The organism is Gordonia prachuapensis, from assembly GCF_036350515.1.
Lineage (GTDB): Bacteria > Actinomycetota > Actinomycetes > Mycobacteriales > Mycobacteriaceae > Gordonia > Gordonia prachuapensis.
The window spans coordinates 62,438-81,699 of record NZ_JAZDUE010000014.1 but is presented as its reverse complement, the minus strand read 5'-3'; the positions used below and the strand labels follow the sequence as shown (position 1 = coordinate 81,699).

Below are 19,262 nucleotides of genomic sequence, written 5' to 3'. Positions count from 1 at the left end.
CGTGATCGGATTCAGAAGTCCGCGCTGACAGTTCGTCGGCGGCGGATCACCGCCCATACAACCCCCGCGATCAGCACCGTGTAAAGGACGATCGTGATCGGGCTGCTGATCAGCACCATCGGATCGTTGCCGGAGTTGACCATGGCGTCGCGCAGCGAGTACTCCGCCAGCGGCCCGAGGATGACGGCGATGAGCACCGGGGCGATCGGGACGTCGTAGCGTCGCATCACGAATCCGAGCAGGCCCAGCGCCAGCATGATCAACAGGTCGGTGACGCTCGACGCCGCCACGTACACGCCGAAGGCCGCCAGCAGGGCGATGCCGGCGTACAGGTAGGCCTTGGGCACCTTGAGGAGGTTCGCCCACAGCGGGGCCATCGGCAGGTTCAGGATCAGCAGCACGACCATCGCGATGAACAGGCTGGCCAGCAATGCCCACACGATCTCCCCGTTGCGTTCGAACAGCAGCGGCCCGGGCTGCATGCCGTACTGGCGGAACGCGATCAGCAGTACCGCAGCGGTGGCCGAGGTCGGCAGACCCAAGGCGAGCAGAGCACCCATCGCCGTGCCCGCGGTCGCGTTGCCGGCCGCCTCCGGCCCCGCCACGCCCTCGATGGCGCCCTTGCCGAACTGTGAGTCCTTGCGCCTGCGCGCCAGGGTGCGCTCGGCGCCGTAGGACAGGAAGGTCGGTACTTCGGCGCCGCCGGCGGGTATCACGCCGAACGGCACACCGAAGCCGGTCCCGCGCAGCCAGGCGGGAAGCGCCTGACGGAACTCCCCGCGACTGAGGAAGGGCCGGCCGCCGCTGGAGAGCAGTTGGGCCTCATCGGGTCGACCGATGCGCGAGGCCTGGTAGATCACCTCGCCCAGGGCGAGCAACGCGACGGTGATCACGACGATGTCGATCCCGTCGAAGAGTGTGCGGACACCGAAGGTGAGCCGCTCGGTACCGGTCGGCTGGTCGATGCCGACCATGGCGATGGCCAGACCGATCGCCAGTCCCGCGAGGCCGCGAACCGCCGAGTCCGACACCACGGTCGAGATCGCCACGAACGCGAAGACGGCGAGCGCGAAGAACTCGGCCGGGCCGAACCTGGTCGCCGCATCCGCCATGGCGGGCGCGAAGAACACGACCAGCACGGTCGCGAGGATGCCTCCGAGAAACGCTCCGATCGCGGCGGTCGCAAGCGCTTGCGGGGCCCGCCCCGACCGGGCCATCCGGTGGCCCTCCAACGACGACGCGATCGCCGTACTGTTCCCCGGCGTGTTCATCAGGATGCCGGCGATGGAGTCGCCGAACAGGCCACCGAAATAGACGCCGGCGAACATCGCGAGGGCGCCCAACGGATTCAGGCTCGCGGTCAACGGCAGCAGCAGCGCGACCGCCATCGCCGACCCGAGCCCGGGCAGCACGCCGACAGCCGTCCCCAGCAGCGCGCCGACGAGGACGAACAGCAAGTTGTTGAGCGTGAAGACGTCGCCGAAGCCGGTGATCAGATTGCTCAGTTGATCCATGGCGTGCTCACCCCAGGATGCCCGGTGGGATGTAGATCCCCAGCAGACCGCTGAACGCCAGTTGGATCACCGAGGCGATACCGAGTCCGCCGAGCACGCTCGCGATGTGGTTGCGGGCACCCAGGCCGACAGCGACGATGGCGAACAGAAGGGTCCCCGAGATCAGCCACCCGATCGGCTCCAGTATCAGGATGAACAGCAGGACGCCACCGACGACGATGACGACCGACCGCCAGTTGCTGGCCTCTGCCGGTGCGTGCCCGTGATCGAGGATCAGATCGGCCTCGTCGCCGGGGTCGGCCGACTGCGGCCGAGGCGTCGGCCGGAACACGGAGACGGCCATGAGGATCGCCACCACGTAGCAGAGCCCAGCGACGATCCACGGGAATGCCTTGGCCCCGAACAGTCCGCCGTCGCCTGCCTCGTCCATCGTGACGATCCCGGCGATCACCACCGTGCCGACCAGGACGAGCACGGCCGGAATGATCAGTTCTCCGTAGTCGCGCCGCGGTGATGCGCTCGGGGTCGCGGTGCCTGAGTCGCCGGTCATACCAACCCCAACTCCTTTGTCAGATCGGTGATCCGTTGCTGTTCGGCGTCGATGAACTCCGCGAACACCTCGCCCTGGGCGAAGCTCTCCACCCAGCGATTGATCTCGATCGCCTCCTGCCAGCTCTCGGTCTTGATCATCTCCTCGACGATCGCGATGAGTTCGCTGCGCTCGGCGTTGCTGATCCCCGGGGGTGCGACGAATCCGCGCCAGTTCACCAGGTCGACCTGCGGATACCCGAGGTCGATCATCGTCGGGACATCCACTCCCGGTAGGGGTTCCGGTGCGACGACGGCCAGCGCACGCAATCGTCCACCGTCGATGAGGTCGCGGAAGTCGTTGTAGCCGCTGATCCCGACGTTGACGGTGCCGGCCGCCGTCGAGGTGAGCGACAGGGTGAGCTCACCGCCGCCACTGTGCGGGGTGTACACGAGGTCGTTGGGGGCGAGTCCGACCGCCTGCGCCAACTGGGCGGCCACGAGATGGTCGATGCCGCCGGCTGAGCCGCCGCCGATCGGGATCGCTGCCGGGTCGCGACGCCACGCCTCGATGAAATCGTCGAGAGTCTCGTACGGCGACGAATCGGGTACCGCGATGACCTCGAAATCCTCTGCCAGGCGGGTGATCGCGGTGGTGTCGTCGAGGGTGGTGGAGCTGCCGGCCTGGGCGATCCCGCCCAGCATCACCGTTCCCGTGACCATGAGTGTCTGGCCGTCTCCCTCCAGCCCCACGAGCTGCGACAGGCCGATCGTGCCACCGGCGCCGGGGATGTTGACCACGTTGACGGTGTTGACGATGCCGTCGCTGCGCAGCGCCTGCTGGGATTCTCGTGCGACCAGATCCCACCCACCGCCGACGGCAGCCGGGGCGATCAGGGTCAGCTTCGAGCGCGCACCACCCTCGCCCGACGCCCCGCGGGCCTCGATCACCGCCAGCGTGGCCACGATGACGACGATCACCACGCCCACCGCCTGCAGGGCCCGCCGTCGCGTGGCCGTCGACCCGGAAGTCACCAGCACCACCAACCTCTTGTTCCGCCCACCCGTCCGCCGATCCTGTCACAAGTGTGATGCTTGTCACATCCGCTTCGTCGCATTACTGTGAGCCGCGTGACGATCGGCGTGGCGTTCAGCAGAACCCCGGCCGGTCGTGCCGCATTGCGGGTCGCTGCCCGCGAGGCGTCGATCCACCACACGGAGCTGGTGGTGCTCAACGTGACCGACACCGCGGAGCATGCCGAGGACCGTTCCGCGACAGCGATTGTCGAAGACGAGGTCTCCCGGCAGCTCGCGGCGGGAACGGCTCCGGCGCCCGACTGGAGGGTGGTCAACGAGGCGACTCTCGGGAATCTCGCGGACGTGATCGTGGATCTGGCCACACGCGTCGACGCCGAGTTCCTGGTCATCGGCAGCAAGGAGCGTTCGGCGGTGGGCAAGTTGGTGATGGGTTCGACGGTGCGCCAAGTGGTGATGAAGGCGCCGATGCCGGTGCTGGTGGTGAAAACCTGAGCCGGACTTGTGTGGTGGACGATCACACGATCTGTCGGGAGCCTTCGATACCCTCATGACGTGGCAGAACCAGGTGACGTATCGGATGTGAGCAGCGAGCTGCGCGAGAAGTGGACCGCGCTGGCCGAGGAGATCCGCGACCACCAGTTCCGCTATTACGTCAAGGACGCGCCGATCATCACCGACGGCGAGTTCGACCGGCTGCTGCGCGAGCTGCAGGAGTTGGAGGACGCCCACCCCGAACTCGCGACGCCGGATTCCCCGACGAAGCTGGTCGGTGGCGGGTTCTCGACCGCCTTCACCCCGGTCGACCACCTCGAGCGGATGCTGTCCCTGGACAACGTGTTCGACGCCGACGAGATGCGCGCCTGGGTCGACCGTGTCCATGTCGAGACCGGCCCGGAGGCCGACTTCCTGTGCGAGCTCAAGATCGACGGCGTGGCGCTCTCGCTGGTCTACACCGACGGCACTCTCACCCGCGCGGTCACCCGCGGAGACGGGCGTACCGGGGAGGACGTCACCCTCAACGCGCGCACCATCGACGACGTCCCGCAACGGTTGACCGAGAACGCCGACTTCCCGATACCCCATGAGCTCGAGGTCCGCGGCGAGGTCTTCTTCCGGGTCGAGGATTTCGAGGCACTCAACGCCTCCCTCGTCGCCGACGGCAAGCCCCCGTTCGCCAATCCCCGGAACTCCGCGGCCGGATCATTGCGTCAGAAGAATCCGCAGGTGACCGCTCGCCGTCGGCTCCGGATGATCTGTCACGGCATCGGCCACACCGAGGGGTGGCGACCGAAGTCGCTGCACGACGCCTACCTCGCCCTCGGTGCCTGGGGACTTCCGGTGTCCGACCACACCACCAAAGTGGGCGGCGCGCAAGAGATCCTGGACAAGGTCGGGTACTGGGGCGAGCATCGGCACGACGTCGAACACGAGATCGACGGCATCGTGGTGAAGCTCGACGACGTCACGCTGCAGCGGCGCCTGGGCTCCACGTCTCGTGCGCCCCGCTGGGCCATCGCCTACAAGTATCCGCCGGAAGAGGCGACCACCGAGCTCCTCGACATCAAGGTCGGCGTCGGGAGAACCGGTCGCGTCACGCCGTTCGCGTTCATGGAGCCGGTCCTCGTCGCGGGTTCGACGGTGTCGCGGGCGACCCTGCACAACGAATCCGAGGTCCGCCGCAAGGGCGTGCTGATCGGTGACACCGTCACCATCCGCAAGGCCGGCGATGTCATCCCCGAGGTCCTCGGCCCAGTCGTGGATGTCCGTGACGGCAGCGAGCGCGAGTTCGTGATGCCGACGCACTGCCCGGAATGCGGCACCTCGCTGCGACCCGAGAAGGACAGCGACGCCGACATCCGTTGCCCCAACGCGCAATCCTGCCCGGCGCAGCTCCGTGAACGACTCTTCCACCTCGCCGGCCGCGGTTCGTTCGACATCGAGGCGCTCGGCTACGAGGCCGCCACCGCGTTGTTGACGTCGGGTGTGCTGACCAACGAGGGGGACCTGTTCTCGCTCACGGCCGACGATCTGACCACGACCGACCTGTTCCGCACGAAGGCGGGTGCCCTGTCCGCCAACGGGAAACGGCTGCTGGCCAATCTCGAAGGTGCCAAGAAGGTTCCGTTGTGGCGGGTGCTCGTCGGACTGTCCATCCGACACGTCGGGCCGACCGCGGCGCGTGCGCTCGCAACAGAATTCGGCTCGCTACAGGCCATCGAGGACGCGACAGCCGAAGAGCTCGCCGAGGTCGAGGGACTCGGGATGACCCTCGCACAGAGCATCCGGGACTGGTTCACCGTCGATTGGCATCGGGATGTCGTCGAGAAGTGGCGTGCCGCCGGGGTTTCCATGGAGGACGAGCGGGACGAATCAATCGCCCGGACACTGGAGGGCAAGACCGTCGTGGTGACCGGCTCATTGCAGGACTTCTCCCGCGACGGCGCCAAGGAGGCGATCCTGCAGCGCGGCGGCAAGGCGTCGGGGTCTGTCTCGAAGAAAACCGACTACGTCGTCGTCGGCGACTCACCGGGCACCAAGGCCGCCAAGGCCGAGCAGTTGGGGGTGCCGATCCTCGACGAGGACGGATTCAAACAGCTGCTGGAGACCGGCGAGGCGACCACGGGGGCCTGACCCAGACGGGGCCTGACGAGGCGGATGAATGACTCAGCTGTCCGCGCGCAACACCGTGCTGACGATTCCGGCGAGATAGCCCAGGCGCGCGATCTCCGACGGGCGGAAGTCGGGCCCGCCGATGCGACCGAGCAGAACCGCCTTCGCGCCGTCGCCCAGTGGTGCGGCCGCCAGTCGGGTGTCCATGTCCTGCCACGCCTCGGGCACCCACGCAGCCGTTTCGTCGAGCTGGGTGGCGCGTCCGATCGGCAGCCAGTCCGCCCGGGTGAGCGGGGTCTCCGGGGCGCCGGAACTGCCGAACAGCTGCAGCACGCCACCGCTGGCGCTGGTGATGACCATCGCCCACGACACCCGCAGAACGCGCGGCGCGTTGTCCACCAGCACCTGGAGCCGGTCGTTGTCGGCCGTGGCCACCTGGTCCACCAGCTCCAGCTCGCGGTGGGTGTCCAGCACCCCGGCGTACGGGCGGATCGAGTCGACCCGAACACCCTTCAGCTTCTCGGCCGCGGTGATGAGGCCGTCGGGTAGGGAACCGGGTGCGATGTCGACCACCAGATCGTCGACCGCATAGCCCTCACCACGTTCGACGACCTCCAGGGAGAGGATGTCGGCGCCGACCGAGCCGAGCTGGACGGCGAGCAGACCGAGGCTGCCCGGTCGATCCTCGAGGTAGACGCGCAGCAGGTACGACACGCGGGCCATTGTCGCACTGCGCTGTGACCGTCGTGTGACGAGAGGGTCGCGGATGGAGCCGGGGTGCCGATCGGTTGCCGCGATACTGCTGGTGGCCGTGATCCCGGCCGACTACGGTGATCGGCGTGACCGGAACACCGCCGCTGCACGGACTGCACCACGCCGCACTGACGGTGAGCGAACTGGACGTGTCGATCGAGTGGTACGCGCGAGTCCTCGGGTTCGCCGAGGTGGCACGCTGGACGGCCGGCGGGCTGGACAAGGCGCTCCTCAACCGGCCCGACACGCCGCCGATCAGCCTTGTCGCCCACAATGATTCGGCTGTGAAGGGGACGTTCGACGAGCATCGGGCAGGTCTGGACCACCTGTCGTTCGCCGTCGCCGACCTCGCCGAACTCCAGTTGTGGGTCGCCGTTCTGGACCAACACTCGATCCCGCACGGCGAGATCGTCGAGGGCCGGACCGGGTCGCTCGTGGCATTCCGCGATCCCGACGACATCGCGCTGGAGTTCTACACCCTCGTCTGATCTCCGCGATCGAGATGCGCCACTTCCATCCGCTGATCGAGTAGCCGCGGGCGACCCCACCCCCGCTGATTGAGTAGCCGCGGGCGAGCTTGCGAGTCCGCGGCGTATCGAGATCTCGGTGACGGAGGTCTCGATCAGCTCCTCACTCCGTCCGTCGCACTCGACCAGCGGCTGGAGCCCGACGTCCGCGCGGGCACGGTGTGCGCACGACGCCCGCGACGGCCACCATGGGGCCATGGCAATCGACGACGACCCGCCGTCCACCGACCCGCTGGAGGCCTCCACACAGGTCACCGCGTCGGTGGCACGCCGGATAGCTCCCGGGCGCGAGCACGACTTCGTGAGCTGGACCGACGCGGGAATCGCCCTCGCCCGGACCTTCCCGGGCTTTCTCGGCGGCGGGTGGTTGCGGAACTCCCGCATCGACAACGAGTACTACGTGGTCTATCGGTTCGCCGACGAGCAGACGATGGACGACTGGGTGTCGTCGCCGGTACGCAAGGCGTGGCTCTCCCGCGGTGAGGGTGTCGCGGTCGACTATGCGACGCATCGGCTGTCGGGCATCGAGGGGTGGTTCGAGCCGCAGCAGCATCTGACCCAGGCAGTTCGTGTCCACGGTGCGCCACCGCCACGCTGGAAGCAGGCGATCACCATCTGGCTCGGTTTCTTCCCGTTGTCGGTGCTCATCAACGTGCTGGTCATCGGTCATCTGGACGCCTTGCCCGTGGTGGTCACCACACTCATCGCGACCCTCATCAACACGCCGCTCATGGTCTATCTGGTGCTGCCCTGGCTGACGGCTCGACTGAAACGATGGCTGCACTGACCTCCGCGTCACGGCACCCGGCACGGCTCCCATAGGCTGGTGGGGATTGCCCAGACACGGCAAGAAATCAGTCACGGCAAGAAATCAGACACGGCGAGAAAGGACGCGGCATGTCCAGCGGATCAGAGTCGGCGATCTCCCGGGAGGAGGTCGCGCATCTGGCTCGGCTGTCCCGGTTGGCGCTGACCGAGGACGAACTCGATCAGTACGCCCAGCAGCTCGACTCGATCCTGGCGCACGTCGCGCAGGTCGCCGAGGTGGCAGCCGACGACGTCCCCGGCACCGCCCACCCCGCCGAACTGGCCAATGTGCTGCGCCCCGACGTCGTGGTCCCCGGCTTGACCACCGACCAGGCGCTGTCCGGTGCCCCGCGGGTCGAACAGGACAGGTTCGCCGTCCCACAGATCCTGGGGGAGGAACAATGACAGCGTCTTCCGCTCGCACCGCCGGTGACCTCACCGGGATGACCGCCGCCGATCTGGCCGACAAGATCGCGAACCGAGAGTTGTCGTCGGTCGAGGTCACCCAGGCGCACCTGGACCGGATCGCCGAGATCGACGGGGAACTGGGCGCTTTCCTCCACGTCAGCGGCGCCGAGGCGCTCGTCGCGGCCAAGGCCGCCGACGACGCGATCGCAGCGGGCGAGCAACTCTCGCCGCTCGCCGGCGTCCCGATCGCGCTGAAGGACGTCTTCACCACCGTCGACGCGCCGACGACATGCGGGTCACGCATCCTGGAGGGCTGGGTGCCGCCGTACGACGCGGCGGTCACCGAACGATTGCGCGCCGCCGGCATCCCGATCCTCGGCAAGACGAACATGGACGAGTTCGCCATGGGGAGCTCGACGGAGAACTCGGCCTACCAGGTGACCCGTAATCCTTGGGACACCAACAGGATTCCGGGTGGATCAGGCGGCGGCAGCGCGGCCGCTCTCGCCTCGTATCAGGCCCCGCTCGCCATCGGCACCGACACCGGCGGCTCCATCCGGCAGCCGGCGGCGGTCACCGCGACCGTCGGCGTCAAACCCACCTACGGCACGGTGTCGCGGTACGGGCTGGTGGCCTGCGCGTCCTCGCTGGACCAGGGCGGCCCGTGTGGCCGCACAGTTCTCGACACCGCGATGCTGCACACCGTGATCGCCGGCCACGATCAGCGCGACTCGACCTCCATCGATGCGCCCGTCCCCGACGTCGTCGGCGCCGCACGCTTCGGGGCGGAACAGGATCTGTCCGGGGTGAAGATCGGCGTCGTGAAAGAGCTGCAGGGCGAGGGATATCAGTCGGGCGTGCTCGACTCGTTCCGCGCGGCATTGGCGGTACTCACCGAACGCGGTGCGGAGGTCGTCGAGGTCTCGTGCCCGCACTTCAGCTACGCACTGGGCGCCTACTACCTGATCCTGCCGTCGGAGGTGTCGTCGAACCTCGCGCGATTCGACGCGATGCGCTACGGCCTGCGTGTCGGCGACGACGGCACCCACAGTGCCGAAGAGGTGATGGCCCTGACCCGCGACGCCGGGTTCGGCCCCGAGGTCAAGCGCCGCATCATGATCGGCACCTACGCACTGTCATCCGGCTACTACGACGCGTACTACGGACAGGCGCAGAAGGTGCGGACCCTGATCGCCCGCGACTTCGCCGCCGCGTACGAGAAAGTCGACGTCCTCGTGTCACCCACCACGCCGACAACGGCTTTCGCGCTGGGGGAGAAGGTCGACGATCCGCTGGCGATGTACCTGTTCGACCTGTGCACACTGCCGGTCAACCTGGCCGGAGTGGGTGCGATGTCGGTGCCGTCGGGGCTGTCGGCCGACGACGGCATGCCGGTCGGTCTGCAGATCATGGCGCCCGCCCTCGCCGACGACCGGCTGTACCGGGTCGGCGCGGCCTACGAGGCGGCCCGCGGACCGATCGCATGACAACTCAGCCGGCGTCGGACAGGCTCGACGTCTGACTCGCGCCGTAACGGTGCCCGACGCCGGCATCCCCGTCGAGTGAGCCCAGGAGATCGGCGGAGGTCTGCAGGAACCCGATGACCGGAAGCCACGGTGGCTGACGTGCCGGGCGGCCGACGATCCGGGCGTCGTGTGGTTGCCGCGCCGGTCGCCAGATCGACGCCAGGGACCACCGCGGTATCGGATCGGAGGCGTTCGCGAGGATCACGCGATCCGAATCGGGGCTGCTCTGACGAGCCACGCTGTCGCCGGGCACCCCGGACAGCACCGTCTCGGTGACCGCGCCCGGTCGTTCGGCAACCGCCCACACCCGCGCGGCCTCCGCGCCGACCGCCCCGAGGCTCTGTCCGTACACGTGGACGGCCGGACGTTCGCCCGGAGTCCGCTCGGCGACCGTGTCGAGGACGGCACGGAGGAGGACGATCGCGCTGTGACCCGCCGCAGACCGGTCCGCGACGAACGTCTGCCACGACGGACGAGCCGAGTACTGCAACGCCAGCACATCGACATCCCCGCCGAAGCGGTCGACATAGCCCCGCACCGCGGACGGGTCCACCCACCCCGAACCGGTCGGTACCGCGATCACCACGGCCTCCCGGTCGAGACCACCTTCGTCGACCCACCGGGCGACGAGCTCGGTGGCGCGTCCGTCGGCGGAGCCCGCGTCGACCGGCCCGTACAGCACACCGGCCGGCGGCGGTGGGGGCTCGGCGGGGCCGTCGTCGGCGTCGGCGGGCAACGCACCGGCGACGAGCGCGGCGATCATCGCGGATCCCACCGCAGTGGTACGGGGGAGCCACACGATCAGTCCGAACACGACCATCGCCGCCAGTGCGGACATCACGATCCACTCGGCTCCCACCGGCGCCGCCCCGAGGTCCGACCGCAGAACGTTCTGCCACGACCCACTGATCAGGGCCGCGATCCAGGTCGTGCCGATCCCGCCCGCGGCGGCGGCGACCGCACCCACCGGGGGCACCGGGCGCCGTCGGGCCAGCAGCAGCCCCGTGATGGTCGCCACCGCGACGCATCCGGCCACCAGCGCAGCCGACACCAGCGAAGAGCGTGGCAGCCCGGACGGCCACAGTGCCGCCACCGCACCGAACGCCGCCAGGCAGCTGACCAGCGGATGCGGCAGACCGACGGATGCCCGTCGCGGAAAACGCAGACTGTCGACAGACATGTCGGGCTGGGTGATCATCGTGGCTGCTCCGCTCCGCGATCCACGAACGCGGCCCAGCCACGGCCCAGCCCGGACGACATGATCTCGGCGGCCGACTCCGGCGAGCCCGGAGGACCGTCGAACTGACGCCACGTGTTCAGCCGCAGGCCGAGATCTGCGGCGGTTGCGGCGATGTGGCAGATGGGGGAGGTGCACGACGCGTGCATGCGCTCGACGAGCATCCGATCCAGCCTCAGTCGCGCCCAGCCGCCCAGCCGCATCCCGGACCGGTCGGCGAACCGCAGCACATCGTAGCCGAAGTCGTGTGTGCGGCAGAGGATCTCGAATCGATCGGGCAGAGGTACGGGTGACGAGCAGCCGCCGCCGGGATTGATGGGGTAGCCCCGATCCACCTCGGGTCGATAGCCGAACTCCGCCGCGAACCCGGCGGGCAAGTGCTCCGCCGCCCGATCGTGTCGGTCGGTGGTGAGATCCCAGACGATGCGTCCCGCCGGGGTTGCGAGATCAGCTGAGTCCGGGGCGAACTCGATCAGCCCATCGTGACCGGCGAGTGCGGGCTGCGCCTGCGACGTCGCGACGGTCGCCCCGAGAAGTGTTGTGACCGAAAGCAGGAGAACGAGAGTCAGACGCAGACGGCGGTTTCGACGCCGGGGGATGCGGTGCTGTGTCATGGACATGAAGGTGTCAATCGGGAGCGCCCGTCCACATCGGCCGGGGCAGTGAACCGGGGGGAGTCCGCTGGGTGCGGTCGGACCGGCCGATCTCACCCTGGCGGTGACAGCGGAATCCCCCGAAAGTATGAGGACGGGCGGTGGTCGGGCGACCTACGGTGTGGGCGAGGTGATGACGATGTTCCGACGTATGCGGGCCCTGGCGGCGACGGCAGGTGCGGCGACGATACGTGGCGTCCGGGAGATGCCGGCGGCGCAGGACCCGGGTGTGCAGCGGTATGTGAGTTCGCCGGTCAACTGGTTCTTCCTGCTGGTCGCGCTGATCCTGTTCGCGGTTTCCTGGCCGACGCTGGTGATGACGCATTCGATGCCGGACTACGCCCTGCCGGTCGCGGCGGCATTCGCGTCGCTACCGGTCGCACTGGCCTGGGCCGCACCGGTCACCGGCTGGGCCATCTCGGTGGTCTCCGCGCAGCTGATCGGACTGCTGGTGCCGACGGTCAACGGGTGGCCGTGGTCGATCCAGGTGACCCACATCATCTCGTTGCTCGTCCTGACCTTCTTCGCCTACCTGCGCTGCTCGTTGCGATGGGTTCCGGTCGTGTGGGTCAGCACCGTCATCGTGTTCGTACTCGCCGCGCCGGCCGAGGCCCGCGCCGGGTGGGCGTTCGGTCTCACCGTTCTGGCCGTGGTGGTGGCGTTGTTGCGGATCTTGCTCAACTCCCGACGACAACTCGCCGAGAGCGCGGAGCAGACCCAGTTGGTCGAATCGCAGAAAGCGATCCTGCAGGAGCGAGCGCGCATCGCCCGTGACCTGCATGACGTTGTCGCGCACCGGATGTCGGTGGTTGTGGTGATGGCGCAGACTGCTCGCTACCGACTCGGCGACGTCAGCGACGAGGCGGCTGCCGAGTTCGACGCGATTGCGGTCTCGGCTCGCGCATCACTCGACGAGGTGCGCCAGTTGCTCGGTGTACTACGCACCGACGGTGAGGCGTCCGCCGCACCGAACCCCGGTCTCGACGATGTTCCGGCGCTGGTGACACAGACCCGGATGACCGGCGCCGCCGTCGACCTCTCCGATCTGGTCGATCACGAGAAGGTCGGCGCGGCAGCGGGTCTGGTGATCTACCGCATCGTGCAGGAGAGCCTCGCGAACGCCACGCGCCACGCGCCGGGCGCCCGGGTCGACATCACGATCAGTCCGACTGCCGATGGCGCGGTCGAGGTGTGCGCGCGCAATTCTGCGCCCACGGGCGAGCCGGTCCGGCTTCCCGGACCCGGCACGGGTATTCCGGGGATGGTCGAGCGCGCGGCCGCGGTCGGCGGGGTGCTGACCACCGAGCCGACCGCCGACGGCGGCTTCGTGGTCCGTGCCGTCATCCCACCTCACCACGTCGGCGCGCTGGGCGCCGTCGGGTCGGTGCCGATCGTCGGCGAATAGGCTGTCGGTGTGGCTGTGACGGTGGTGGTCGTCGACGATCAGGCAATGGTCCGGCAGGGATTCTCGGCATTGCTCGGGGCCCAACCCGACATCTCGGTGCTCGGCGATGCGGCCGACGGGGTCGACGCCGTCGACCTCTGCGCCCGGGTCCGGCCCGATGTGGTGCTGATGGATGTGCGCATGCCGCGCAAGGACGGACTGCGGGCGGCCGAGGAGATCCTGCGCTCGGCCTCCGGCCGATCCGACCCGACGCGCGTGCTGATGTTGACCACTTTCGACATCGACGATTACGTCTACGAGGCATTGCGCATCGGCGCGTCCGGGTTCATGTTGAAGGATGCCCCCGCGGACGAACTCGTCCGTGCCGTGCGCGTCGTCGCCGCCGGCGAAGCGTTGCTCGCGCCGTCGGTGACCCGGCGGTTGATCGCGGAGGTCACCTCGCGCCGATCCCGCACACCGCGCAGTCGGGCCGCCGAACACCTCACCCCACGTGAACGTGAGGTACTCGACCTGGTGTCCGACGGCAGGTCCAATGGCGAGATCGCCGAGCAGTTGTTCGTGTCCGAGCAGACCGTCAAGACCCACGTCAGCAGCGTGCTCGGGAAACTGGGCCTGCGGGATCGGGCCCAGGCTGTCGTCTTCGCCTACGAGAACGGACTCAAGTGACCCCACTCGCCGACACCGAACGTTCACCTGGCAAACGAGCCAGGTGATGGCGACACCCGGCGCAGCGACGCCCCGCCAACTAGATTGATTGGGAACGTTGCACAGGTGGTCGACAGGGAGGTTCCACGGCGATGGCCAAGAGGTTCGGCATTCTCACCAGCGGCGGTGATTGCCCTGGACTGAACGCGGTGATCCGCGGAGCGGTACTCAAGGGCGGAACCGTCTATGGACATGAGTTCGTCGGCTTCAAGGACGGCTGGCACGGCCTGGTGTACGGCGACATCGTCGAACTCAACCGCGCATCCGTGCGCGGCCTGTCGCACGAGGGCGGAACCATCCTGGGTACCAGTCGATTCGGGCCCTACCAGGAGCCGGACGGTGGTCCGGACAACATCAAGAAGGTCCTGAAGAATCTCGGCATCGACGGGGTCATCGCGCTCGGCGGCGAGGGGACGGCGTCGGCGTCCAAGCGCCTGTTCGAGGACGGGATCAACATCGTCGGCGTGCCAAAGACGATCGACAACGACATCGATGCCACCGACTACACCTTCGGTTTCAACACGGCGGTGGAGATCGCCACCGAGGCCATCGACCGGTTGCGCACCACCGGCAACTCGCACAAGCGGTGCATGGTGCTCGAGGTGATGGGCCGCCACGCCGGCTGGATCGCACTGCATTCCGGGATCGCCGGCGGTGCCCACGCGATCCTCATCCCCGAGCAGCCCGAGAGCCTCGACCAGATCTGTGCGTGGGTGACCGGGGTGCGCTCCCGTGGTCGTTCCCCGATGGTGGTCGTGGCCGAGGGTTTCAAACTCCCGGACATGAAGGAGGAGTACTCGGTCAAGGGCCTCGACGGTTTCAACCGTCCGCGACTCGGCGGCATCGGCGAAGTGCTCGCCCCGCTCATCGAGGAGCGCACCGGTATCGAGACCCGCTCCACCGTGCTCGGCCACATCCAGCGCGGCGGCGTCCCGAGCGCCTACGACCGCGTGCTGGCCACCCGGTTCGGGATGGCGGTCGCCGACCTGGTCGCGGACCGGGCGTGGGGCAAGATGGTCGCGCTGCGCGGTACCGACATCGTTCGGATCACCTTCGACGAAGCTCTCGCCAATCCGAAGCAGGTGCCCGCGGACCAGTACCAGGAGATCCGTGTCATCTTCGGATGACGGCGCGGATCAGACGGCGTTCGGCGGGTACGCGGTCGGGTAGGTCGTCGACAGGGTCGGCTTCGGCTCGCGCGGAATGATCAGCCACAACACCAGATAGAGCAGCAACTGGGGTCCCGGCAACAGGATCGACGCCACGAACAGGACCCGGATCACGGTCGCGTCCCACCCGAACCGCTTGGCGATGCCGCCGCAGACACCGCCCAGCCAGGCGTCGTCGCGGGAGCGCATCAATCGTGTGGGTGCGGGAGCAGTGCTGGTCATGGTCGGTTCCTTTCTTCTGTATCCGACGCTACGCATCGCCACGTGCGAGGGCATCGGGGATGACCCTGATCTCCTCCCCGGTTTCCGGCGGGAGGAGTCGGCGACCCGCGCCGCCACGCTTCCGGCGGCCCCATAAGATGGCAACCATGACTGCCGCTGCCACCGAACTGCTCGATTACGACCAGGTCATCGCAGAATTCGATCCGGTCCTCGGTCTCGAGGTGCACGTCGAACTCGGCACCGCGACCAAGATGTTCTGCGGCTGCCCGACCGCATTCGGCGCCGAGCCGAACACGCAGGTCTGTCCGGTGTGCATCGGATTGCCGGGTTCGCTGCCGGTCGCCAACGTGAAGGCGATCGAGTCCGCGATTCGGATCGGCCTGGCGCTCAACTGCTCGATCCGGCCGTCGAGCGTGTTCGCGCGCAAGAACTACTTCTATCCCGATCAGCCGAAGAACTATCAGATCTCCCAGTACGACGAACCGATCGCCTACGACGGGTTCCTCGAGCTGCTGCTGCCCGACGGCACGCCGTGGCGGGTGGAGATCGAGCGCGCCCACATGGAGGAGGACACGGGCAAGTCGCTGCACATCGGCGGGTCCGGACGAATCCACGGTGCCAGCCACTCGCTGCTCGACTACAACCGCGCCGGTGTACCGCTGGTGGAGATCGTGACCAAGCCGATCGTCGGGGCCGGCGAGCGCGCGCCGGAGGTGGCGCGGGCCTACGTCACCGCCCTGCGGGATCTGTTGAAGGCGCTCGACGTGTCCGATGTCCGGATGGATCAGGGTTCCCTGCGGTGTGACGCCAATGTCTCGTTGATGCCCACGGGCGCATCGGAATTCGGCACACGCACGGAGACGAAGAACGTCAACTCCCTCAAGAGCGTCGAGGTCGCGGTGCGCTATGAGATGCGCCGACAGGCCGCGGTGCTCACCGCCGGCGGTGAGGTCATCCAGGAGACACGGCACTTCCACGAGGCCGACGGCACCACATCGCCGGGTCGGCGCAAGGAGACCGCCGAGGACTATCGCTACTTCCCGGAGCCCGACCTGCCGCCGGTGCAGCCGGACAAGTCCTGGATCGACGAGTTGGGCACGACGTTGCCGGAGATGCCCTGGGTGCGGCGCGCGCGTATCCAAGGCGACTGGGGCGTCTCCGACGAGGTGATGCGCGACCTGGTCAACGTCGGCGCCCTCGACCTCGTCATCGCCACCGTCGACGCCGGTGCCGGGGTGGAGGCGGCACGTGGTTGGTGGGTGTCGTTCCTCGCCCAGCAGGCCAACAGTCGCGAGACCGAACTCGCCGACCTGCCGATCACTCCCGCGCAGGTGGCGACGATCATCGGTCTCGTCGACGAGGGCAAGCTGACCACCAAACTGGCCCAGCAGGTGGCCGTCGGTGTGCTCGACGGGGAGGGCGAACCCGAACAGGTCGTCGCCGACCGCGGTCTCGAGGTGGTCCGCGACGACTCGGCACTGCAGAAGGCCGTCGACGAAGCGCTCGCCAACAACCCCGACATCGCCGACAAGATCCGCGGTGGCAAGGTCGCTGCGGCCGGCAAGATCGTCGGCGACGTGATGAAGGCGACGCGCGGACAGGCCGACCCCGCCCGGGTCAAGGAACTGGTTCTCGCCGCCTGTTCCTGAGCAATTCTGTTCCTGAGGAACCCTAGGTGCGGTCCTCCGACGATGAGGGTGGCAGCCACCGGACCACCCGGTCGTCGGTGCTGACCGGCCGGCCCGCCGTGCGGTTGACCGTGGCGAACTGGAGGACGCCGTTCTCCAGTGCGACCATGCGGCCCAGCGCGCCGTAGCGTTTCTCCAGCACGACCGTCGGCGGGGTGATGGCGGGCTGTTCTCGGGTCGGTTCGCTGAGCGCCTCGATGCGCTGGGTGCGGGTCGTGGACACGAAGATGGCCCCGGAGGTGACCGCGCACCCGGCGATCTGCGGGCGATCGGGCCAGGTCCAGAGGACCTTGGGACCCGACTGCTCCAGGACCTGGACCCGATCCTCCGTGGCGGTCTGGTCGGCGAGGTACACGGTCCCCGTGGTGGCGCTCGGACAGAGCGACACCGCGGAGCCGAGACCGGATGCCAGTACCCGCGGCGGCGGGTTGACGCCCGAGCGGAACGACGTCACCGCGAGGACCTTGCCCGCGAGCGACGACGGATCGGTGGCCGCGGCGGGGCTGCCGGCGTTGCCCGTCGCCACGATCAGTTCGCCCGGAGTCCGGAAGTACATCGAACCCATGTTGCCGGTGGCGCCCTTCGGGATGCCGACCAGAATCGGCTTGGGGACGTCGTTGGGCGCCAGACGCACGATGCGGTTGTCCGCCGGAGTGGTGATCAGGGCGTAGATGAGGCGATCCTGGTCGTACGTGGGGGAGAAGGCGAAATCGATCAACCCGCCGTCGCCGGATGCATCCACCGGTGCTGTCGCCAGAACCCGGTGCGGCCCATACCGTTTGGTGGTGATGATCTTGCCGGTGGTGCGTTCGGCGACCACCGTGACCTCGCCGCGGTCGTCACCGGGCATCACGGCCCCCGTCGACTGCAGGCAGGTGGCGATCACGGCCGGGTCCGGGTCGACGCACGGACCCGGCGGAGGTGGTGCAGGCGGTTCGGTGGGCGACGGGCGCGGCTGTTCCTGACGGGCCGGCGACTCGTTGTTGGCGCTCCACGCGCCCGCGTCCTGCGCCCGGTCCTGCTCGGTGAAATCCGCGCAGCCGGTGGCGGCGATCACCAGCAGACCCACTGCCGCCCCGACCAGCACACGAGTCGTGCGGGTGCGGCGCGTCGATGCCGACCGTTGACGGTCGCCCCCTGACCTCGGCCACCCCATGCGCATGCCACCCAGGGTAGGCGATCGTTTCCGACTCACCGCGCGCTGCTCGGCCCGCCTCGCGGGCACTGCGCCTACAGTCGGAGGCGTGAGCGAACGTGACCCGGCCGCGGGCGGCGGCTCCAGTCCGTACGACGAACCCACGGGTGAGATCGACCTCGGTGAGGCCGGGGCGCAACGACGGCGGCGGATACCCACCGAGGAGCGCGACACCTTCTACGCCCGGCACGCGAACCCGGGGCCCGGGGGCGCCTCCCGGGTCGACGACCTCGACGACATAGGACCCGACGAGGTGGCGACCCGGTCGATGACGGCGGACTCGAACGGGCCGGCAACCCCGACTCCGCCGCCGAAGCCGCCGACTGCTCCGCCCGAGGCCGACCCGACCCCGCCGACCGAGGCGATGATCGACCGGCGTCCGCCCGGTGCGGTCGAGGGACGTGAACCGGCCGCCGACGATCCGACCGCCCGATTCGCGGTACCCGCCGCGGATGCCCGAACGACCCGGTTCGCCGCCGCTGACGAACATGACCCGTTGCCGCCGACGCCGACCCCGACCGAGGCGTATCTGCCGCCGACCGAGGGCTATCGGGACGCGTCCGAACCGTATCCGGCCGCCGAGGCATATGCGGCCGTGCCGTCCGACGACCCCGCCGGCTACGAACAGCGCGACGCACCGGTCGGCGACGAGCGACTGCGGTCGGTCGAGGAGGACCTCGCGGACGCCGAGCGCCGCGCCCGGCGCGGGACCATCGATCTGGGCCTGCTCCTGCTGCGCTGTGCGGTCGGGGTGATCGCGATGGCGCACGGTGCGCAGAAGTTGTTCGGCTGGTGGAACGGGCCGCGTCTCTCCGGCTTCGAGGACATGCTCGTCAACGATGCGAACCCGGCGATCGGGTTCCAGGCGGATGCCGCGCGGCCGCTGGCGATCGTCGGCGCACTGTCGGAGACGCTGGGCGGACTGCTGCTGGTGATCGGGCTCTTCACGCCACTGGCCGCGTCCGCGGTGCTCGGGGTGATGCTGGTCGCGGCGGCCTACAAGGCCACACTCGCCGGCGGCGTGTGGTTCTTCGCCACCGGCGGCGGTGGCCCGGGCATCGAATACGAGTTGCTGCTGGCGGTCTGCGCGGCGGCCATCATCCTGACCGGCCCCGGCCGGATCTCCATCGACGCCCCCCGCGGCTGGTCCCGGCGCCCGGCCTGGGGCTCCGCAGCGATGCTGCTGGTGGGGATCGGTGCCGCTGTCGCGGTGTGGCTGATCTTCAACGGGACCAACCCGTTCGAGTCGCCGGGCAACCCGACCGGCTGACGGCGGT

The 19,262-nt window shown here is 68.6% G+C and carries 19 protein-coding genes; 11 read left to right on the top strand and 8 right to left on the bottom strand.

Annotated features, from left to right (window positions below):
* Positions 1-11 precede the first annotated feature (11 nt).
* Genes V1Y59_RS16890 through V1Y59_RS16880 form a run of 3 tightly spaced genes read right to left on the bottom strand, consistent with a single transcriptional unit; the run spans position 12 to position 3,077 of the window.
* Positions 12-1,514 (bottom strand): tripartite tricarboxylate transporter permease, encoded by a 1,503-nt coding sequence (locus tag V1Y59_RS16890; protein ID WP_330506105.1) that lies wholly within the window; start codon positions 1,512-1,514, stop codon positions 12-14.
* Positions 1,515-1,521: 7 nt separating this feature from the next.
* Positions 1,522-2,064 carry a tripartite tricarboxylate transporter TctB family protein gene (locus V1Y59_RS16885; protein WP_330506104.1) on the bottom strand — a complete coding sequence of 181 codons (543 nt, stop codon included), beginning with the start codon at positions 2,062-2,064 and terminating at the stop codon, positions 1,522-1,524.
* Entirely contained in the window at positions 2,061-3,077 is a 1,017-nt protein-coding gene (locus tag V1Y59_RS16880) for a Bug family tripartite tricarboxylate transporter substrate binding protein (RefSeq protein WP_330506103.1), read from the bottom strand. The genes V1Y59_RS16885 and V1Y59_RS16880 overlap by 4 nt, the downstream gene beginning before the upstream one ends.
* Before the next feature lie 96 nt (positions 3,078-3,173).
* Here V1Y59_RS16880 and V1Y59_RS16875 point away from each other — a divergent pair, with 96 nt between their 5' ends.
* A complete protein-coding gene (locus V1Y59_RS16875) occupies positions 3,174-3,572 on the top strand; it encodes a universal stress protein (protein WP_330506102.1) in 399 nt (132 codons plus the stop codon).
* A 60-nt stretch (positions 3,573-3,632) separates the two neighbouring features.
* Positions 3,633-5,711, top strand: a complete 2,079-nt coding sequence (gene ligA, locus V1Y59_RS16870) for an NAD-dependent DNA ligase LigA (RefSeq protein WP_330506101.1) — start codon at positions 3,633-3,635, stop codon at positions 5,709-5,711.
* Between the two features lie 33 nt (positions 5,712-5,744).
* On the opposite strand, the gene V1Y59_RS16865 is transcribed toward ligA, so the two are convergent.
* Positions 5,745-6,413 carry an ACT domain-containing protein gene (locus tag V1Y59_RS16865; RefSeq protein ID WP_330506100.1) on the bottom strand — a complete coding sequence of 223 codons (669 nt, stop codon included), beginning with the start codon at positions 6,411-6,413 and terminating at the stop codon, positions 5,745-5,747.
* A 116-nt stretch (positions 6,414-6,529) separates the two neighbouring features.
* Between V1Y59_RS16865 and V1Y59_RS16860 the strand changes: the two genes are divergently transcribed.
* From V1Y59_RS16860 to gatA, 4 genes are all read left to right on the top strand, one after another.
* Positions 6,530-6,931: a VOC family protein gene (locus tag V1Y59_RS16860; protein WP_330506099.1), complete on the top strand. Its 402-nt coding sequence runs from the start codon at positions 6,530-6,532 to the stop codon at positions 6,929-6,931.
* Between the two features lie 235 nt (positions 6,932-7,166).
* A complete protein-coding gene (locus V1Y59_RS16855) occupies positions 7,167-7,757 on the top strand; it encodes an antibiotic biosynthesis monooxygenase (protein WP_330506098.1) in 591 nt (196 codons plus the stop codon).
* Positions 7,758-7,867: 110 nt separating this feature from the next.
* Entirely contained in the window at positions 7,868-8,182 is a 315-nt protein-coding gene (gatC, locus tag V1Y59_RS16850; protein ID WP_330435089.1) for an Asp-tRNA(Asn)/Glu-tRNA(Gln) amidotransferase subunit GatC, read from the top strand.
* Complete coding sequence (gene gatA, locus V1Y59_RS16845; protein WP_330506097.1) at positions 8,179-9,672, top strand: Asp-tRNA(Asn)/Glu-tRNA(Gln) amidotransferase subunit GatA; 1,494 nt, start codon at positions 8,179-8,181, stop codon at positions 9,670-9,672. Before gatC ends, gatA begins: the two co-directional genes overlap by 4 nt.
* A gap of 4 nt (positions 9,673-9,676) precedes the next feature.
* Here gatA and V1Y59_RS16840 read toward each other — a convergent pair whose 3' ends face one another.
* A complete protein-coding gene (locus V1Y59_RS16840; RefSeq protein ID WP_330506096.1) occupies positions 9,677-10,891 on the bottom strand; it encodes an alpha/beta-hydrolase family protein in 1,215 nt (404 codons plus the stop codon).
* Positions 10,892-10,905: 14 nt separating this feature from the next.
* The gene (locus tag V1Y59_RS16835; protein ID WP_330506095.1) at positions 10,906-11,562 is read right to left on the bottom strand and encodes a hypothetical protein; all 657 of its coding nucleotides are present in this window, start codon (positions 11,560-11,562) and stop codon (positions 10,906-10,908) included.
* Positions 11,563-11,740: 178 nt separating this feature from the next.
* Between V1Y59_RS16835 and V1Y59_RS16830 the strand changes: the two genes are divergently transcribed.
* The 3 genes from V1Y59_RS16830 to V1Y59_RS16820 all read left to right on the top strand — a co-directional run bounded on the left by V1Y59_RS16830 (position 11,741) and on the right by V1Y59_RS16820 (position 14,838).
* The gene (locus tag V1Y59_RS16830) at positions 11,741-13,006 is read left to right on the top strand and encodes a sensor histidine kinase (RefSeq protein ID WP_330506094.1); all 1,266 of its coding nucleotides are present in this window, start codon (positions 11,741-11,743) and stop codon (positions 13,004-13,006) included.
* 9 nt (positions 13,007-13,015) lie between these two features.
* Complete coding sequence (locus tag V1Y59_RS16825) at positions 13,016-13,672, top strand: response regulator transcription factor (RefSeq protein WP_330506093.1); 657 nt, start codon at positions 13,016-13,018, stop codon at positions 13,670-13,672.
* A gap of 131 nt (positions 13,673-13,803) precedes the next feature.
* Entirely contained in the window at positions 13,804-14,838 is a 1,035-nt protein-coding gene (locus V1Y59_RS16820; RefSeq protein WP_330435078.1) for a 6-phosphofructokinase, read from the top strand.
* A 9-nt stretch (positions 14,839-14,847) separates the two neighbouring features.
* On the opposite strand, the gene V1Y59_RS16815 is transcribed toward V1Y59_RS16820, so the two are convergent.
* The gene (locus V1Y59_RS16815; RefSeq protein ID WP_330506092.1) at positions 14,848-15,102 is read right to left on the bottom strand and encodes a PspC domain-containing protein; all 255 of its coding nucleotides are present in this window, start codon (positions 15,100-15,102) and stop codon (positions 14,848-14,850) included.
* Positions 15,103-15,248: 146 nt separating this feature from the next.
* Here V1Y59_RS16815 and gatB point away from each other — a divergent pair, with 146 nt between their 5' ends.
* Positions 15,249-16,751, top strand: coding sequence for an Asp-tRNA(Asn)/Glu-tRNA(Gln) amidotransferase subunit GatB (gene gatB, locus V1Y59_RS16810; protein ID WP_330506091.1), 1,503 nt, complete (start codon positions 15,249-15,251; stop codon positions 16,749-16,751).
* A gap of 22 nt (positions 16,752-16,773) precedes the next feature.
* Here the strand turns inward: gatB and V1Y59_RS16805 are convergent, their stop codons facing one another.
* Positions 16,774-17,874, bottom strand: coding sequence for a PQQ-dependent sugar dehydrogenase (locus V1Y59_RS16805; RefSeq protein WP_330506177.1), 1,101 nt, complete (start codon positions 17,872-17,874; stop codon positions 16,774-16,776).
* Between the two features lie 160 nt (positions 17,875-18,034).
* Between V1Y59_RS16805 and V1Y59_RS16800 the strand changes: the two genes are divergently transcribed.
* Complete coding sequence (locus V1Y59_RS16800) at positions 18,035-19,255, top strand: DoxX family membrane protein (RefSeq protein ID WP_330506090.1); 1,221 nt, start codon at positions 18,035-18,037, stop codon at positions 19,253-19,255.
* The last annotated feature ends 7 nt before the right edge of the window (positions 19,256-19,262 follow it).

Bases quoted from the DNA above. Each gene is read 5' to 3' on its own strand.
- V1Y59_RS16890 (WP_330506105.1), bottom strand. From the start codon at position 1,514: ATGGATCAACTGAGCAATCTGATCACCGGCTTCGGCGACGTCTTCACG.
- V1Y59_RS16885 (WP_330506104.1), bottom strand. From the start codon at position 2,064: ATGACCGGCGACTCAGGCACCGCGACCCCGAGCGCATCACCGCGGCGC.
- V1Y59_RS16865 (WP_330506100.1), bottom strand. From the start codon at position 6,413: ATGGCCCGCGTGTCGTACCTGCTGCGCGTCTACCTCGAGGATCGACCG.
- V1Y59_RS16855 (WP_330506098.1), top strand. From the start codon at position 7,167: ATGGCAATCGACGACGACCCGCCGTCCACCGACCCGCTGGAGGCCTCC.
- gatC (WP_330435089.1), top strand. From the start codon at position 7,868: ATGTCCAGCGGATCAGAGTCGGCGATCTCCCGGGAGGAGGTCGCGCAT.
- gatA (WP_330506097.1), top strand. From the start codon at position 8,179: ATGACAGCGTCTTCCGCTCGCACCGCCGGTGACCTCACCGGGATGACC.
- V1Y59_RS16840 (WP_330506096.1), bottom strand. From the start codon at position 10,891: ATGTCTGTCGACAGTCTGCGTTTTCCGCGACGGGCATCCGTCGGTCTG.
- V1Y59_RS16835 (WP_330506095.1), bottom strand. From the start codon at position 11,562: ATGACACAGCACCGCATCCCCCGGCGTCGAAACCGCCGTCTGCGTCTG.
- V1Y59_RS16830 (WP_330506094.1), top strand. From the start codon at position 11,741: ATGTTCCGACGTATGCGGGCCCTGGCGGCGACGGCAGGTGCGGCGACG.
- V1Y59_RS16820 (WP_330435078.1), top strand. From the start codon at position 13,804: ATGGCCAAGAGGTTCGGCATTCTCACCAGCGGCGGTGATTGCCCTGGA.
- V1Y59_RS16815 (WP_330506092.1), bottom strand. From the start codon at position 15,102: ATGACCAGCACTGCTCCCGCACCCACACGATTGATGCGCTCCCGCGAC.
- gatB (WP_330506091.1), top strand. From the start codon at position 15,249: ATGACTGCCGCTGCCACCGAACTGCTCGATTACGACCAGGTCATCGCA.